This window comes from Lentzea sp. CC55 (genome assembly GCF_021056325.1).
GTDB lineage: Bacteria > Actinomycetota > Actinomycetes > Mycobacteriales > Pseudonocardiaceae > Lentzea > Lentzea jiangxiensis.
This window is the reverse complement of the sequence record NZ_JAJCXE010000027.1, coordinates 53368-68436: the sequence shown is the minus strand read 5'-3', so window position 1 is coordinate 68436 and position 15069 is coordinate 53368. Positions and strand designations below refer to the sequence as shown.

The window sequence follows — 15069 nt, the reverse complement described above, 5'->3', positions numbered from 1 at the left end:
ACAACGGACTTCACCCGACCGGAGGAGTTGATCACTATGATGGGTGGGTGCCCCTGAGTCGCCGACCTCCCGCGTTACTCGCTGCGCTCGCACTGCTCAGTGCGGTCACCGCGTGCACGAACGCGGCGGTCGGTGACCCGGTCGGCGTTCCCGAGGAGCCGCAGACCAGCACGTCGACGAAGAAGACGCCGCAGGCCGCACCGCCCAGGAACAAGATCAGGCTGACGCTGGAGAACGGCCGGCAGAGCGCCGGGACGGTGATCGCGGGCTCCGGGGACGCGCCGTACAACTACGCACCGGCCGTGATGGTGGACAAGGGGCGCATCCGCGCCTGGTGGTGCAGCCAGCTCAGCGCGGCACCGCCCGGCGGCGACGACATCCTCTACAGCGACGGACCGTCGGTGGGCGGCCCGTTCAGCACCGCGATCCCGGTGTTCTCCGGCAGCGGCGGCAGCTTCGACGCGATGCACACGTGCGACCCGTCGCTGGTCAAGGTCGGTGACAAGTACTTCATGTACTACACCGGCGCCGCGCGGGACAACCACGCGAACGGCAGCTCGGTGGGCGTCGCGTCGAGCTTCGACGGCATCACCTGGACGCGGGAGAACGGCGGCCAGTCGATCGTGGCCCCGGCCGGCGACAACATCCGGGAGAACACCTACGGCGCCGGTCAGCAGTCGGCCGTCTACGTCGACGGCTGGGTGTACCTGATGTTCACCGACACGACCGGCCTCGCCTCGCACCAGAACGGCGCCGGTCAGTACGTGCTGCGCTCGCGCGACCCGCTGTTCACCAAGGGCGTCGAGGCGCTCGGCCAGCAGGGCTTCAAGCCGGTGACGTCGAACAACCAGCCGCGCACCCGGTCGGTCGTCGAGGCGTTCAGCGCGGACTGGATGTGGATCGAGGCGGTGTCCTCGTTCGCCATCGCCCACGAGACCGACGACGGCACGACCGTCACGTTCTGGAACAAGGACTTCACCCGTCACCCGTTCGAACCGGTGCTGATCCCCGGTGTCTGGGAGGAAGGCCCCGGCCTGGTGCGCACGCCGGAGGGCCACGCGCCGGTCGACCTCAAGGACCCGTGCGGCCGGGTGGCGCTGGACGTGCTGCGCGGCACCTTCGAGGGTCCGGCGGGGCCGACGAACATCTCGCACTTCGGCCTCGACGCCGTCGGGATGAAGGGCTGCACCACCGGACCCGAGGCGCACGTGCTCAACGGCTATGCGGTGCCGTCCCCCGAACGCACGCTGGACGTCGTCATCGGCGGCAACGTGATGCGGTTCGAGCGCCGTTCGGTGGCCGAGAAGTTCGCCCGCGGCGTGCTGAGCACCCGTCCCCTGGGCGTCGACTCGCTGAAGCTCGCGGTCACGGTTCCCGCGGGCGCTCCCGCGGTCGCCAACCCCCAGGGCGAGGTCGGGTTGCTGCTCGACGACAAGCTGTGGGTGGTGACGGCCGAGGTCGCGGCGCTGAACTCGTCCAAGGTCACGCCGGTGTCCGCGGAGCAGTGGACCCGCTACCAGCGCCTGCCGGACCTCGCCCGCCGCTGACCGGATACGTTCTCCCGGGTCGAATCGGACATGGGGGACCGAGTGGTGGCGATGACGGCGCAACGGTCAGCAGCGCTCGCGGACGGCGTGGTGCCGCTGCCGGACGAGCCCCGGCACGAACGGGCCTGGCTGGGCCTCCTGGCCGGGTTCCTGGCGTCGATGGCGTTCCTGCTGCTCGTCCCGGCCGGCTGGTCCCGGCTCGACCACCTGTGGGCCGAGGACGGCGCCCGGTTCCTGGTCGACGCGGTGCGCTCGCCGGCGCTGGAGGACCTGGTCACCCCCTACGGCGGCTACCTGCACGCGCTGCCGCGCCTCGTGGCCCAGCTGGTCGCGCTGCTGCCGGTCGAGTGGGCCCCGGCGGGGTTCGCGGTGTGCGCGGCGGTGCTGCGGGCGCTGATCGCGTTGATCGTGTTCGCGGCCTCCAAGGCCTACCTGCGCTCGGCGCCGCTGCGGTTCGCACTGGCGGCGCTCGTGGTCGTCCTGCCCGCGGGCAACTCCGAGACGCTCAACAACATGACGAACCTGCACTGGTTCCTGCTCTTCGGCGCCTTCTGGGCGTTGCTGTGGCGCAACGCCCCGCGTGTGCCGGTCGCCGTGTTCGTGGTCCTCGCCGCCCTGTCCAGCCCCTTGATCTTCCTGCTGACGCCGATCGCGCTCGTGCGGCTGTTCCAGCCGCGCAAGGTGGTGCCGATCGCGTTCCTCGCCGCGACGGCCGTGCAGGGTCTCACGATGATGTTCACCTCCCGCACGCCGTACTCGCACGACGAGGTCGACCCGGTGCAGGTGCTGCTCGCAAGCATGCTGCGGGTGCCCGTGGTGGCGTTCACGGGCTCGGAGCGCGTCAGCCAGTTCTACCCGGCGCACGGCAACCTGGTGGTCCTCGGCGCGCTGCTGGTGGCCGCCGTGCCGATCGCGGCGGGCCTGCGGTTCGGTGACCGGGCGGGGCGGGCGCTCGTGCTGGTGTCGTGCGTGTTCAGCGTGGTCGTCATCGTCGCGTGCCTGGTGCTGAACTGGACGCAGGTGCTGCAGGTGCAGGCGCCGGAGGTCGTGATGGCCGGTCAGCGCTACAGCATCGCACCGTGCCTCTTCCTGTTCACCGCGATCTTCGTGGGGCTCGACGCGACGCCGGCGAAGACGTGGGAGCGGCTCGCGGTGGCCGGCAGCCGCTACCTCGTCGGCATCCTCGTGGTGGTCAGCGTCGTCGCCCACATGCGGGTGCCGAGGACGGTGCTGTCAGGCATTCCGTGGGACGAAAGCCTCACTCGCGCGCGCACGGAATGTGCGACCGGCGCACCGGAAGCACGCCTGGAGCACGAGCCCTCGGGCTGGTTCTTCATCGCGCCGTGTGAATCCATACGCCCGTAGGCGTCGAAACGCGGATCCGCGATGGCCGCACAACTCCACTTTGGACCGTGTCCTACGCGGTGCTCGTTCGCCTGATGAAGTCCCGGAACGACCGGGCGGGCCTGCCCGTCACGTCCTCGACGGTCGTGGTGACGCGGTCCTCCGCCCCGCCGCGGATGTCCTCGTCGAGACCCGCGAGCAGCGCGGCGAACTCGGCCGGCAGCCAGGAGGACAGGCGTTCGGTCAGTTCCTCGGTGCTCACCGAACGGTGCCGCACGGGCTGCCCGGTGACCTCGGTGATGACCGCGGCGGCGTCGGCGTAGCTGAGGGCCTCCGGACCGGTGATCAGGTGGTCGGTGTTGTGCGGCAACGGGTCCGTGAGCGCCCGAGCGGCCACGGCGGCTATGTCGGCGGCGTCGACGAACGCGACCCTGCCGTCTCCGGTCGCGGTCACGATCTCCCCGGCGCGCACACCGGCCGCGACCGCGTGGTCGCCGGTGAAGTTCTGCATGAACCAGGACGGCCGGAGCACCGTCCACTCCGGCATCGCGCGCACGAGTGCGGGGAGAGCGCCCATCCCCGAGACGCTCTCCGCCACCGCGGACGAGCTCAGCAACACCGCTCGTCGCACGAACCGCGCCCGTGACAGGAACGACTCGACCACCGGCGCGGGGTCCGCGACACCGACCGGGGGGATGAGGTAAATGCTGCTTATCCCTTCCAGCGCCGGTTCAAACGTCTCCGGATCGTCCCAGTTGAACAGAACGTGCCGGTCGTGCGCGGGTTTCCTGGTCGCCACGAAGGAATCGGGCAGCAGGGACGCGAGCAGGCTTCCGGTTGTGCCGGTGCCACCGATGAGCAGCGTGCTCATGCCGTCAGCTCCTGCGCGAGCAGCGGGTTCCAGTAGTCGCGGTAGTGCGCGATCTCGCCGTCGCGGGTCGTGATGACGGCGATGTACGAAGCCCGGTACGGCTTGCCGGTCGCGACCACGACCCCCTCGGCGTCGAACTCGGCGATCAGCACGCCGGTGTCGGTGGTCCGGTGCACGACCTGCTTGGGGAAGCCGCGGATGTCGAGCATCTCCGGGTAGTCGCGCAGGTAGTCCTCGATCGCGGCACGGCCCTCCAGCCGTGCGGGCCAGCCGGGCGGGGCGAACGGGAACTCCATCACGCCGTCCTCGGCCCACAGACCGGCGAACCCGGCCATGTCCTTGTCCAGCAGCAGCTGCAGCGCCCTCGGGATGAGATCCACGGATGTCCTCCGAACGAAATGGACGAGACGGTCCCGTCCCGTCCACAACAGTAGGCGGGACGGGACCGTCTCGTCCAGTCCTATGATGTGCGCCATGACCAAGCGCACCCCGACCGGCGCCGCCGTCCTGCAGCCCCAGGTGACGCGGGCGATCACCGAGGCCGTGTTCGACGAGCTGGCCCTGCACGGCTACGGCCGGTTGTCGATGGAGGCGGTGGCCAAGCGCGCCGAGGTCGGCAAGAGCGCGCTGTACCGGCGCTGGCCGTCCAAACAGGACATGGTGGTCGCGGCGCTGTCGGAGTTCTCCGTGCCGCTGGCCGAGGTCCCGGACACCGGGTCGTTGCGCGGCGACCTGCTGGCGACCGTCACGGCGGTGCACGACTGGCTGACGCACCCGCGGTTCGCGACGATCCTGCCCGACCTCACCGCCGAGGCGGTCCGCAACCCGGCGCTGTCCGAGGCGATCGCGGCGACGATCGGCGAACCCCGGCGCGCGCTCGGCGCGGCGACGCTGCGGCGGGCGGTCGACCGGGGCGAGCTCCCCGCGGATCTCGACGTCGAGATCGCGCTCGACCTGGTCGCCGCACCCGTCTACTGGCGGCTGTCCGTCCGCCGCGCCGAGGTCGGGCCCGACTACCTCGAACGGCTCGTCGACCACCTGCTGCGCGCGCTTCAGTGCTGATAGCTCGGGTAGTCGATGAACCCGCGGGGTGCCTGGAAGTACGTCTCGCGGTCGGCGCTCACGAGCGGCAAGCTGAGCCGGAACCGTTCCACGAGGTCGGGGTTGGCGATGTACGCGCGGCCGTAGCTGATCAGGTCGGCGCCGTTGGCGAGCCAGCGCTCCCCCTGCTCCCGCGTGCTCTCCCGCGGGCCGATCTGGCCGCCCGGGTTGAGGATGAACGCGGTCGGCCACGCCTTGCGCAGGCCCATCAGCACCTCGTCGTCCACGGTCGCGACCAGGTGGACGTAGGCGATGTCCGGCAACGCCTTCAGCAGCTCGCCGTAGAGCACGGGCACGTCCTCTTCGACGATGCCCTGGATCTCACCGCCGGGTGAGAGCCGGATGCCGACGCGCTCCGGCCCGATGGCGCCGGCCGCCGCCTCGACCGCCTCGACGGCGAACCGGATGCGCCCGGTGACCGAGCCGCCGTAGCCGTCGGTGCGCCGGTTGGCGCTGGAGGACAGGAACTGCTGGATGAGGTAGCCGTTGGCGCCGTGCAGTTCCACGCCGTCGAACCCGGCGTCGACGGCCCGTCGTGCCGCGTCGGCGAACGCCTGGACCTGCTCGCCGACCTCCGCGGTCTCCAGGGCGCGGGGCACCGGCGCGGGAGCCGTGCCCGCGGGCGTGAAGACCTCGGTGCCGGCCGCGACCGCCGACGGGCCGACGGGGTGGTGCCCGGCGACCTGGACGTGGCCGATGCGGCCGCCGTGCATGAGCTGGGCGAAGATCCGGCCGCCGTTGGCGTGCACGGCGTCGGTGACCCCGCGCCAGGCCTCGACCTGCTCGTCGGTGTGGATGCCGGGCATGAACGGGCCGGCCTGGCCGACGGCGTTCGGGTGTACGCCCTCGCTGACGATGAGACCGGCGGTGGCGCGCTGGGCGTAGTAGGTGGCCATTTCCGCGGTCGGTTTGCCGTCGACGGCCCGTGCGCGGGTCATCGGCGCCATGACGAGGCGGTTCGGCAGGGTCAGGTGTCCGAGGCGGTAGCTGGTGAGGAGCATGGGAGCTACGCTAGAAACCTGACGTTGACGTCAGAGGTAGCTTTTGTGGCGGAGGTCTCATGCGGATCGGTGAGCTGGCGGAACGCACAGGCGTGAGCGTGCGCGCGCTGCGCTACTACGAAGAGCAGGGCCTTCTGACTTCGGAGCGCAGCGAAAGCGGGCAACGGCGCTATGCCGGGAACGCCGTCGACCGGGTGCGGCTGATCCAGCAGCTCTACGGCGCGGGCATCTCCAGCGCGTCGATCCTCGAGATGCTGCCGTGCGTGCTGTCAGGGGTGGCGGCGCCGGACGTCCTCGCGAAGCTGCACGGGCACCGGTCGTCGGTCGTCCGGCAGATCGAGGAGCTGCAGGAGACCCTCCTGCGGCTCGACTCGGTGATCGCGGGTGCCACGAAGGCCTACGCGACCGGCAAGCCGTGCCCGCCGCAGTGAGCGGGCACGGCGCCGGACCTCAGATGGTCGAGGCGTCGATCACGAACCGGTACCGCACGTCGCTCGAGAGCACGCGCTCGTAGGCGGTGTTGACCTGGTCGGCGTCGATCAGCTCGATCTCGGCGCCCAGGCCGTGCTCGGCGCAGAAGTCCAGCATCTCCTGGGTCTCGGCGATGCCGCCGATCATCGACCCGGCGAGCGTCTTGCGGCCGCCGAGCAGGCCGAACAGGTTGATGGAGACGGGCTCCTCCGGTGCGCCGACGTTGACCAGGGCGCCGTCGGTCTTGAGCAGGCCGAGGTAGGCGGTCAGGTCGAGCGGCGCGGACACCGTGGAGACGATCACGTCGAACTGGCCGGCGAGCTCGGTGAACGTGGCCGGGTCGCTGGTGGCGCGGTAGTCGTGGGCGCCGAGCTTGAGCCCGTCGTCCTTCTTGCGCAGCGACTGCGACAGCACGGTCACCTCGGCGCCGAGCGCGGCCGCGATCTTGACGCCCATGTGGCCGAGACCGCCCAGGCCGACGACGGCGACCTTCTTGCCCGGCGCGACACCCCAGTGCTTGAGCGGGGAGTAGAGCGTGATGCCCGCGCACAGCAGCGGCGCGGCCACGTCCAGCGGCAGCGCGTCCGGGATGCGCACGACGAAGTTCTCGTCGACCACGATCTGCCGCGAGTAGCCGCCGTAGGTGACGTCACCGCGGCGGTCGACGCCGTTGTAGGTCATCGTGCTGCCGTTGGCGCAGTACTGCTCCAGGCCGCGCAGGCAGAACTCGCACTCGCGGCACGAGTCGACCATGCAGCCGACGCCCACCCGGTCGCCGACGGCGTGCCGCGTGACCTCGGAGCCGACCTCGACGACCACGCCCGCGATCTCGTGGCCGGGGACCATCGGGAAGATGGCCTCGCCCCAGCCCTCGTTGACCTGGTGGATGTCGGAGTGGCAGATGCCCGCGAACTTGATGTCGATCAGGACGTCGTGCGCGCCGACCGCGCGACGCTCGATGGTGGTGCGCTCCAGCGGTGCCTTGGGTGCGGGAGCGGCGTAGGCAGCGACGGTGCTCATCGGGTTCTCCTCGGTTCGTCGTGTCGCTTCCCGACACTGCTCCGGTTCCGGGGACGCACCCAGACACCTGGTTTTCGTACGACTGGCGTGCCTACCACCGGCAGTGGCAGGCACGACCTCCGCGGCACGGGGATACTCGGGCTCATGACCGATCCGCGCACCGAGCTGAGCGAGTTCCTGCGCAGCCGCCGGGCGCGGCTGTCCCCGGACGACGTCGGGCTGCCCCGCTACGGGCGCACCCGCCGCGTCCCCGGCCTGCGCCGCGAGGAACTGGCGCAGCTCGCGGGCGTCTCGGTCGCCTACTACACGCGTCTCGAACAGGGCAACGGCCGCAACGTCTCGGACGAGGTCCTCGACGCGATCTCCAACGCGTTGCAGCTCAACGACGCCGAGCGCACACATCTGCGCAACCTCTCGTCGTGCCCGCACGACACGAGGAAGAAGAAGGTCGCCACCACACGTCTGCGGCCGGCGCTGACGAGCCTGCTCGACCACGTCGGCGTGCCCGCGTACATCGGCGGCCGGCGCTCCGACGTGCTCGCGTGGAACCCGATGGCCGCGGCGCTGTTCGGCGACTGGTCCAAGGTGCCGCCGCGGGAACGCAACTGGGCGCGGTTCATCTTCCTGCAGCCCTCCTACCAGCAGCTCTTCGTCAACTGGGAGAGCAAGGCCGCCGACGTCGTCGGTTTCCTGCGGATGGACGCGGGCTGCTACCCGAACGACCCCGAGCTGGCCGCGCTGATCGGTGAGCTGTCGGTGAAGAGCGACCTGTTCCGCCAGCTCTGGGCGAAGCACGACGTCAAGGAGAAGAGCTTCGGCACGAAGGTGTTGCGGCACCCGCTCGTGGGCGAGATGACGCTGTCCTACGAGACGCTCCGGATGCCCAGCGAGCCGGACCTGTTCCTGACGACCTACCACGCCGACTCCAAGACGCCCTCCGGCGAGGCGCTGCAACTGCTGGCGAACTGGGGTGCCGACGCGACCCGGTCCGGTACCTCGGTTGAATCGCAGGCATGAGAACACCGCGTCTGGAGATCGAGTACTGCACGCAGTGCCGCTGGCTGCTGCGCGCCGGCTGGACCGCGCAGGAGCTGCTGACCACGTTCACCGCGGAGCTCGGCGAGGTGGCGCTGATCCCCGGCACCGGCGGCGTGTTCGACGTGCGGCTCGACGGCGAGGTCCTGTGGTCGCGCAAGGAGCGGGACGGGTTCCCGGACCTGGCCGTGCTCAAGCAGCTCGTGCGGGACAGGGTGGCGCCGGAGCGTTCGCTGGGGCACACCGACCGCAAGAACTCCTGAGCCGCGCCCGCGGCGTGGACCCCAGCGCGGCAAAGTGATTTCGCGACGGCGTCACCCGTCCCACCCGTCGGACCTCCACCACCCCTCGAGCCCGTTCCGGTAAACCTCTGCGGCTGCCCACTCCCCGCTCCGCTCCAGCAGGTTTCGAGGCGCCACCAATACGTTCGGCAACCAACCAAGAACGCCCTCGCACCTGCTGACCGCTTGGGGGATTTCTGAGATGTCGCAAGAAGCTGAAGTCGACGGCGGCTGCCTCCCGGACCTGCTGCGCAAGCAGGTGAAGGAACACCCCGATCGCACGGCCGTCGTCTTCGGTGACCAGAGCATCACCTACGGCGAGCTGTTCGAGCAAAGTTCCGCGCTGGCCACACATCTACGCCGGCTCGGCGTCAGCACCGACGACTGCGTCGGCATGTTCGTCGAGCCGTCGCTCGACCTCGTCGTCGGCGCCTGGGGAATTCTCTGCAGCGGCGGCGCCTACCTGCCGCTGAGCCCCGAGTACCCGGAGGAGCGGCTCCGGTACATGATCGAGGACTCCCGCACCAAGGTCGTCGTCACCCAACCCTCCCTGAAGCACCGTCTCGCCGAGCTGGCGCCCGCGACGACGAGGATCGTCACGCTGGACGACTGCGACGAGGCGTTCGACGACGGCTTCTCCCCCGCGCACGACAGCCTCGCCTACATCATCTACACCTCGGGCAGCACCGGGCGGCCCAAGGGCGTGATGATCGAGCACCGCAGCATCGTCAACCAGATGCGGTGGCTGCACGACGTGCACGCCATCGACGGCACGAAGCGCGTGGTGCAGAAGACGCCGATGAGCTTCGACGCGGCGCAGTGGGAGATCCTCGCGCCGTCGGTCGGCAGCACCGTCGTGATGGGCCGTCCCGGCATCTACCGCGATCCCGAGATGCTGATCGAGACCATGCGCGAGCAGGGCGTTACGACGCTGCAGTGCGTGCCGACGCTGCTGCAGGCGTTGATCGACACCGAGGAGTTCCACACCGTCACGTCGTTGAAGCAGGTCTTCAGCGGTGGCGAGGCGTTGTCCCGCACGCTGGCGCAGAGCTTCGTCGACACGATGCCCGGCACCGCTCTCATCAACCTCTACGGCCCGACGGAGACGACGATCAACTCGTCGTCGCACGTGGTCGACCCCGCCGAGCTCGCGGAGGCCCCGAAGTCCATCTCGATCGGGCTGCCCGTCACGAACACGACGTACCTCGTGCTCGACCAGAACCGCGACCTGGTCACGCCGGGCGAGATCGGTGAGCTCTACATCGGCGGCGTCCAGGTCGCCCGCGGCTACCTGCACCAGCCCGAACTGACCGAGGACCGGTTCGTGGACGGCATGTTCCGCACCGGCGACCTCGTGACGCAGAACCTCGACGGCACCGTGCAGTTCGCCGGACGGGCGGACAGCCAGGTCAAGCTGCGCGGCTACCGGGTGGAGCTCGACGAGATCCGGCTCGCGATCGAGACGCACGACTGGGTGCGCAACGCGGCGGTGATCGTCAAGGAGGACCAGCGCACCGGGTTCCAGAACCTGATCGCGTGCGTCGAGCTGAACCCCAAGGAAGCCGCCCTGATGGACCAGGGCAACGCGGGCGCGCACCACCAGTCGAAGTCGAGCCGCCTGCAGGTCCGCGCGCAGCTGTCGAACCCCGGCGTGCGCGACGACCTCAGCGGCAGGCAGACCTTCGAGCTGCCCGGCGAGGAGGCCTCCTGCCTGCAGCGCAAGGTCGTCTTCAGCCGCAAGTCCTACCGCTTCTACGAGGGCGGCCAGGTCACCGACGACGACCTGCGGCGGTTGCTCGAGCGCAAGCCGATCGGGGCCGGCTCCCAGGACCCGAAGTCGATCCACTTCGCCGAACTGGGCGAGATCCTGCGCTACTTCGGCGCGCACTTCAGCGACCAGCGGCTGCTGCCGAAGTACGGCTACGCCTCGCCCGGTTCGCTCTACGCGACGCAGCTGCACCTGGAACTGCACCACATCGCGGGCCTGCCGTCCGGGCTGTACTACTACCACCCGCTGCGCCACCAGCTCGTGCTGGTCAAGGAGCTCCCGGAGGGCTTCGAGGCCACGGTGAAGCTGCACTTCATCGGGCACAAGGCCGCGATCGAGGCGGTGTACCTCAACAACATCCAGGAGGTCCTGGAGATCGAGACCGGCCACATGGTCGGGCTCTTCGAGGAGGTCCTGCCGGGCTACGGCCTCGACGTCACGGCGTCCGCGTACGCACCGGAGACCAAGGACCTGCTCGACGTCGCCGACGAGGACTACTACCTCGGCACGTTCGAGCTGTGCGCCTACACCGGTGTCCGCGAGGACGACGTCGAGGTCTACCTGCAGACGCACCCCGGCCGCGTCGCGAACCTGCCGGGTGGGCTCTACCGGTACGCGGACGGCGAGTTCGAGCGCGTGTCCGACGACCTGTTGCAGCGCAAGCACGTCATCGCGATCAACCAGGCCGTGTACGAGCGGGCGAGCTTCGGCGTCAGCGCCGTCGCGAGGTCGGCGGAGGGCTGGCGGCGCTACGTCGACCTCGGCCGGACCATGCACCGGTTGTCCGCCAACGACGTCGACCTCGGCTTCATGTCGTCGGGCTACAGCTCCAAGTCCGACAACGACCTCCCGTCCGCCAAGCGCATCTGCGACATCCTGAAGGCAGCGGGCGAGCAGGACGGCCCGTCGTACTTCTTCCTGGGCGGCAAGGTCTCCTACGAGCAGCGCCGCAGCCCGGGCATGAAGGAAGACGTCGTCCACATGAAGGGCCCGGCCGAGCTGATCCGCGACGACCTGGTCAACTTCCTGCCGGACTACATGATCCCCAACAAGGTCGTGGTGCTGGACGCCCTGCCGGTCACCGCGAACGGCAAGATCGACGTCAAGGCGCTGGTCGCGTCGGACAAGACGAACGTCGACGACCAGGACCGGCCGTTCGTCGCGCCGCGCACCACCACCGAGCGCCGCATCAGCGAGATGTGGAAGAAGCTGATGAAGCGCGAGACCGTCTCGACGCACGACGACTTCTTCGAGACGGGAGGCAACTCGCTGATCGCGGTCGGTCTGGTCAACCGGATCAACAAGGAGTTCGGCACGAGCCTGCCGCTGCAGGTCCTGTTCGAGTCACCGACGATCGAACAGCTCTCCCGGCGGGTCGACGGCCTGCACGAGGGTCCGATCTCGCGACTGGTCCCGTTGCAGCCCAACGGAGATGACGTGCCGGTGTTCTGCTGGCCCGGTCTCGGCGGCTACCCGATGAACCTGCGCACGCTCGCAAGCCGTTCCGAGCGCCCTTTCTACGGCGTTCAGGCGCACGGCATCAACGAGGGCGAGACGCCGTACAGCACGATCCGCGAGATGGCCGCGGCCGACATCGAGGCGATCAAGGAGGTCCAGCCGCAGGGCCCGTACACGCTGTGGGGCTACTCCTTCGGCGCGCGCGTCGCGTTCGAGACGGCCTACCAGCTGGAGCAGGCGGGCGAGAAGATCGCGAACCTGTACCTGATCGCGCCGGGGTCGCCGAAGGTCCGGTCGGAGCGGGACAGCGACGAGGCGTCGTACACCAACAGCGCGTTCGTGACGATCCTGTTCTCGGTGTTCGCGGGCAGCATCACCGACGCGCGGCTGGCCCGGTGCCTGGAGGTCGCGCGGGACGAGGACAGCTTCGCGGCGTTCGTCAGCGGCGAGTTCCGCGACCTCGACAGCGAACTGGTGCGGCGGATCATCAGGATCGTCACCGAGACCTTCTCCTTCAAGTACACGTTCGGCGAACTGGCCGAGCGCACGATCACCGCGCCGCTCACCATCTTCAAGGCGCAGGGCGACGACTACTCGTTCATCGAGGGCAGCGAGGGCTTCTCCGTCACCGAACCGGCCGTCGTCGAACTGCGGGCCGACCACTACAGCCTGTTGCGCGAGCCCGACATCGACGAGCTGCTCGCGTCCATGCGGCGGCGCAACACCGTGCAGGCGGAAGTCGCCCATGTGCCGGTGCTGCTGTCCAACGAGCAGATGTCCGAACTGATCGCCGCCGTCACCAAGGCCGTCACCCTCGCCATCGCCGGTGGCCAATCCTGAGGAGTCAGTCGTGCCGCACGTGAACATCAAGCACTTCCCCGCACCGCTCGACGAAGAGCAGGCGTCCGAGCTGGTGGCGGCCATCACCGAGGCGGTCACCCGCGCGTTCGGCTGTGACGAGGGCGTGGTGTCCATCGCCCTCGAACCGGTCCCCCAGCAGGCGTGGCAGGAGCAGGTCTACGCGCCGGAGATCCTGCGACGCGGCGAACTCCTGCGCAAGGCCCCGACCTACTGAGGGCTCGGATGCTCATGCACTGTGGATGAACATCCCCTGGTGTGCAGCGAGGAAGTGGCCGAGGCGATCACGGCCGGCCTGGAGTGCTTCTCCCCGGCCGGGATCGCCGCCCACGCGGAGGAAACCGCTGCGCGACTTCAGCGCACGACGTCGTAGACGAGCTTCTGGATGCCGTTGGAGTAGGTCTCGCTCTCGACGACCTTCAACATCTGCTTGTCCTTGTCGGTCTGGCTGAACAGCCGCTTGCCCGCGCCGAGCAGCACGGGGAACACCAGCAGGTGGTAACGGTCGATCAGGCCCGCGTCGGACAGGTTGCGGTTCAGCGTCGCGCTGCCGTGGACGGAGATCGGGCCGCCCTCGGTCTCCTTCAGCGCGGCCACGTCGTCGAGCGACCGCAGGATCGTGATGTCGCCCCAGTTGTCGACCAGCTGGTCCTCCTCCAAGGTGCTGGACACGACGAACTTCGGCATGGCGTTGTACCGCGGGAAGTAGTCGAGCGTCGGCCACACCGGGGCGAACGCCTCGTAGCTGACCCGGCCCATCATCATCGCCGCGGCTTCCTCCTGCTCACGGCCCTTGATCTCGTAGGCGGCCTCGTCGAACTCGATGTCCTTGAAGGTCCAGCCGGCGCTGCGGTGGCCGGGCTCGCCACCGGGCGCCTCGACGACGCCGTCGAGGGAGACGAAAGCGGTGGCGATGAGGGTGCGCATCTGGATCTCCTTGATGTTCGCGCTTGCTGTCATCAGTGCGTCGAACGGTAGATGACCGGAATCGACAACTCGCGCGGAGGAACTTCCGGGCACCTCGCTCCCGGTACCCCCACGACCGGTCAGGAATCGAGAAGCACCGCCACCCCGTCCGCTCCTAGCGTTGCCGGCATCGGGTTCGACGACAGGGAGGACGAGGAAGATGGCAGGCAAGGGGATCCGCCGGTTCCACCGCGTGGTCAGCATGGTGTTCATGGCCACCGTCGTGTTCACGGCGGTCGCGCTGACGGTCGACAGCTCGATGGCGTGGGTGTCGTACGTGCCGCTGTTGCCGCTGTTCGTGCTCATGGGTACCGGCGTCTACATGTGGTTCCTGCCGCAGATGGCGCGGCGCCGCGCGGTCCGCGGCGTCTAGCCGTCGAGGCGTTGTTCGAGGTGCGTCAGGGTGGCGTCGAGCGCCACCCCGTACACCGCGATCCGGCACGCCAGCCGCCACAGCGTCCCGTCGGACGGCGCCACGGCGAGGCTGATCACCAGTTCGCGCACCAGCCGCCGGGTCTGCGCGACCAGCACCCCGACGCTCTCGGTGATCTCTCCGAACGCCGCCGACACCGCGCTCAGGCCCCGGATCGCCTCGATGTTGTGGCCCATCAGCCGCAGGTGCTCCTCGCACCCGGTCCACCCCGGCACGTCGTGCGCCAGGAACGCCTCCAGCTCGGCGGCCATGTCCCGCTGGGCGAGCGCGATGTTGTACCAGGTCGCCGCGTGCGCGGCGATGACCTCCGGAAGACCGGTGAGATCGTCCAGCACGTCCTTGAGCGGCCCGATCTGCTCCATCGCGGACCCGGCCGCGGGTTCGACCGGCGCGACCAGCGAGGGCACGGCGGCCTCGCGCACGGGGTCCGCGGCCGGTTGCCGCACGCCGTAGAGGTCGTAGAGGCCCGCCACGATGAGCCGCAGGTTCTCCTCGACGTACGAGACCAGCTCGTCCTGCCGTGCGTGCTTCTCCAGCACCGCGTCGATCACCCACCGGCACAGCCGCCCGTACACGGTCTCGTCGCCGACGACGACGGCGCTGGCCTTGGTGACGGCGGCGAACCGCACGCGCACGGACTCGATCTGGCCGGCGTGGCGCACGATCTGGCCGGACACCCGTCCCCCTCGGCTCAACGAACCCTCGCGGCTCCACGTTAGTGGGCAGGAGGGGGTGCGCATGACCGAACCACACCGCGGGATCGCCGGGTGTCGATCGCCGTCGCCGTCCTGGTGCTGCTGTTCCAGGCGGAAACGACGATCCTCGCTGCCAGGATCGTGCCGGGCCTGGGCACACCGGGCACCTGCGTGATCGAGGAGCAGCCGTCGTGCAGCTCCCTCCGCCCGGGCCGGTGCA

The 15069-nt window shown here is 69.5% G+C and carries 16 protein-coding genes; 10 read left to right on the top strand and 6 right to left on the bottom strand.

What is annotated here, in order from left to right:
• The first annotated feature begins 47 nt into the window (after positions 1 to 47).
• Positions 48 to 1547 carry a beta-xylosidase gene (locus L6E10_RS22935; RefSeq protein ID WP_236221588.1) on the top strand — a complete coding sequence of 500 codons (1500 nt, stop codon included), beginning with the start codon at positions 48 to 50 and terminating at the stop codon, positions 1545 to 1547.
• A gap of 30 nt (positions 1548 to 1577) precedes the next feature.
• Positions 1578 to 2912 (top strand): hypothetical protein, encoded by a 1335-nt coding sequence (locus tag L6E10_RS22930; protein WP_236221587.1) that lies wholly within the window; start codon positions 1578 to 1580, stop codon positions 2910 to 2912.
• 52 nt (positions 2913 to 2964) lie between these two features.
• On the opposite strand, the gene L6E10_RS22925 is transcribed toward L6E10_RS22930, so the two are convergent.
• Together L6E10_RS22925 and L6E10_RS22920 are read right to left on the bottom strand one after the other, a co-directional pair.
• Entirely contained in the window at positions 2965 to 3762 is a 798-nt protein-coding gene (locus tag L6E10_RS22925; RefSeq protein WP_236221586.1) for an NmrA family NAD(P)-binding protein, read from the bottom strand.
• Positions 3759 to 4142, bottom strand: a complete 384-nt coding sequence (locus L6E10_RS22920; protein WP_308102854.1) for a nuclear transport factor 2 family protein — start codon at positions 4140 to 4142, stop codon at positions 3759 to 3761. The genes L6E10_RS22925 and L6E10_RS22920 overlap by 4 nt, the downstream gene beginning before the upstream one ends.
• A 94-nt stretch (positions 4143 to 4236) precedes the next feature.
• On the opposite strand from L6E10_RS22920, the gene L6E10_RS22915 reads away from it, so the two are divergent.
• Entirely contained in the window at positions 4237 to 4824 is a 588-nt protein-coding gene (locus tag L6E10_RS22915) for a TetR/AcrR family transcriptional regulator (protein WP_236221585.1), read from the top strand.
• Here L6E10_RS22915 and L6E10_RS22910 read toward each other — a convergent pair.
• A complete protein-coding gene (locus L6E10_RS22910) occupies positions 4815 to 5864 on the bottom strand; it encodes an alkene reductase (RefSeq protein WP_236221584.1) in 1050 nt (349 codons plus the stop codon). The two genes, L6E10_RS22915 and L6E10_RS22910, sit on opposite strands and share 10 nt — an antisense overlap.
• A 59-nt stretch (positions 5865 to 5923) precedes the next feature.
• Here L6E10_RS22910 and L6E10_RS22905 point away from each other — a divergent pair, with 59 nt between their 5' ends.
• On the top strand, positions 5924 to 6295 hold the full coding sequence (locus L6E10_RS22905; protein ID WP_236221583.1) for a MerR family transcriptional regulator: 372 nt from the start codon (positions 5924 to 5926) through the stop codon (positions 6293 to 6295).
• A 19-nt stretch (positions 6296 to 6314) separates the two neighbouring features.
• Here the strand turns inward: L6E10_RS22905 and L6E10_RS22900 are convergent, their stop codons facing one another.
• Complete coding sequence (locus tag L6E10_RS22900) at positions 6315 to 7355, bottom strand: NAD(P)-dependent alcohol dehydrogenase (RefSeq protein ID WP_236221582.1); 1041 nt, start codon at positions 7353 to 7355, stop codon at positions 6315 to 6317.
• Positions 7356 to 7499: 144 nt separating this feature from the next.
• Here L6E10_RS22900 and L6E10_RS22895 point away from each other — a divergent pair, with 144 nt between their 5' ends.
• The 5 genes from L6E10_RS22895 (at position 7500) to L6E10_RS40425 (ending at position 13128) form a co-directional block, all read left to right on the top strand.
• Positions 7500 to 8372 carry a helix-turn-helix domain-containing protein gene (locus tag L6E10_RS22895; RefSeq protein WP_236221581.1) on the top strand — a complete coding sequence of 291 codons (873 nt, stop codon included), beginning with the start codon at positions 7500 to 7502 and terminating at the stop codon, positions 8370 to 8372.
• Positions 8369 to 8653, top strand: coding sequence for a SelT/SelW/SelH family protein (locus L6E10_RS22890; protein ID WP_236221580.1), 285 nt, complete (start codon positions 8369 to 8371; stop codon positions 8651 to 8653). The genes L6E10_RS22895 and L6E10_RS22890 overlap by 4 nt, the downstream gene beginning before the upstream one ends.
• A 220-nt stretch (positions 8654 to 8873) precedes the next feature.
• Positions 8874 to 12737, top strand: a complete 3864-nt coding sequence (locus tag L6E10_RS22885; RefSeq protein ID WP_236221579.1) for an amino acid adenylation domain-containing protein — start codon at positions 8874 to 8876, stop codon at positions 12735 to 12737.
• Between the two features lie 10 nt (positions 12738 to 12747).
• Positions 12748 to 12972: a tautomerase family protein gene (locus L6E10_RS22880; protein WP_236221578.1), complete on the top strand. Its 225-nt coding sequence runs from the start codon at positions 12748 to 12750 to the stop codon at positions 12970 to 12972.
• A gap of 21 nt (positions 12973 to 12993) precedes the next feature.
• Complete coding sequence (locus L6E10_RS40425; RefSeq protein ID WP_275676894.1) at positions 12994 to 13128, top strand: hypothetical protein; 135 nt, start codon at positions 12994 to 12996, stop codon at positions 13126 to 13128.
• On the opposite strand, the gene L6E10_RS22875 is transcribed toward L6E10_RS40425, so the two are convergent.
• The gene (locus tag L6E10_RS22875; protein WP_236221742.1) at positions 13110 to 13682 is read right to left on the bottom strand and encodes a dihydrofolate reductase family protein; all 573 of its coding nucleotides are present in this window, start codon (positions 13680 to 13682) and stop codon (positions 13110 to 13112) included. The two genes, L6E10_RS40425 and L6E10_RS22875, sit on opposite strands and share 19 nt — an antisense overlap.
• 199 nt (positions 13683 to 13881) lie before the next feature.
• On the opposite strand from L6E10_RS22875, the gene L6E10_RS22870 reads away from it, so the two are divergent.
• Positions 13882 to 14094, top strand: coding sequence for a hypothetical protein (locus tag L6E10_RS22870; protein ID WP_236221577.1), 213 nt, complete (start codon positions 13882 to 13884; stop codon positions 14092 to 14094).
• Here L6E10_RS22870 and L6E10_RS22865 read toward each other — a convergent pair.
• On the bottom strand, positions 14091 to 14831 hold the full coding sequence (locus L6E10_RS22865) for a hypothetical protein (RefSeq protein WP_236221576.1): 741 nt from the start codon (positions 14829 to 14831) through the stop codon (positions 14091 to 14093). The genes L6E10_RS22870 and L6E10_RS22865 overlap by 4 nt on opposite strands.
• Between the last annotated feature and the right edge of the window lie 238 nt (positions 14832 to 15069).

Excerpts from the sequence above, each read along its gene's own strand:
- L6E10_RS22895 (WP_236221581.1), top strand. The coding sequence starts at position 7,500 with ATGACCGATCCGCGCACCGAGCTGAGCGAGTTCCTGCGCAGCCGCCGG.
- L6E10_RS22890 (WP_236221580.1), top strand. The coding sequence starts at position 8,369 with ATGAGAACACCGCGTCTGGAGATCGAGTACTGCACGCAGTGCCGCTGG.
- L6E10_RS22870 (WP_236221577.1), top strand. The coding sequence starts at position 13,882 with ATGGCAGGCAAGGGGATCCGCCGGTTCCACCGCGTGGTCAGCATGGTG.
- L6E10_RS22910 (WP_236221584.1), bottom strand. The coding sequence starts at position 5,864 with ATGCTCCTCACCAGCTACCGCCTCGGACACCTGACCCTGCCGAACCGC.
- L6E10_RS22885 (WP_236221579.1), top strand. The coding sequence starts at position 8,874 with ATGTCGCAAGAAGCTGAAGTCGACGGCGGCTGCCTCCCGGACCTGCTG.
- L6E10_RS22900 (WP_236221582.1), bottom strand. The coding sequence starts at position 7,355 with ATGAGCACCGTCGCTGCCTACGCCGCTCCCGCACCCAAGGCACCGCTG.
- L6E10_RS22875 (WP_236221742.1), bottom strand. The coding sequence starts at position 13,682 with ATGCGCACCCTCATCGCCACCGCTTTCGTCTCCCTCGACGGCGTCGTC.
- L6E10_RS22930 (WP_236221587.1), top strand. The coding sequence starts at position 1,578 with ATGGGGGACCGAGTGGTGGCGATGACGGCGCAACGGTCAGCAGCGCTC.
- L6E10_RS22905 (WP_236221583.1), top strand. The coding sequence starts at position 5,924 with ATGCGGATCGGTGAGCTGGCGGAACGCACAGGCGTGAGCGTGCGCGCG.
- L6E10_RS22925 (WP_236221586.1), bottom strand. The coding sequence starts at position 3,762 with ATGAGCACGCTGCTCATCGGTGGCACCGGCACAACCGGAAGCCTGCTC.
- L6E10_RS22915 (WP_236221585.1), top strand. The coding sequence starts at position 4,237 with ATGACCAAGCGCACCCCGACCGGCGCCGCCGTCCTGCAGCCCCAGGTG.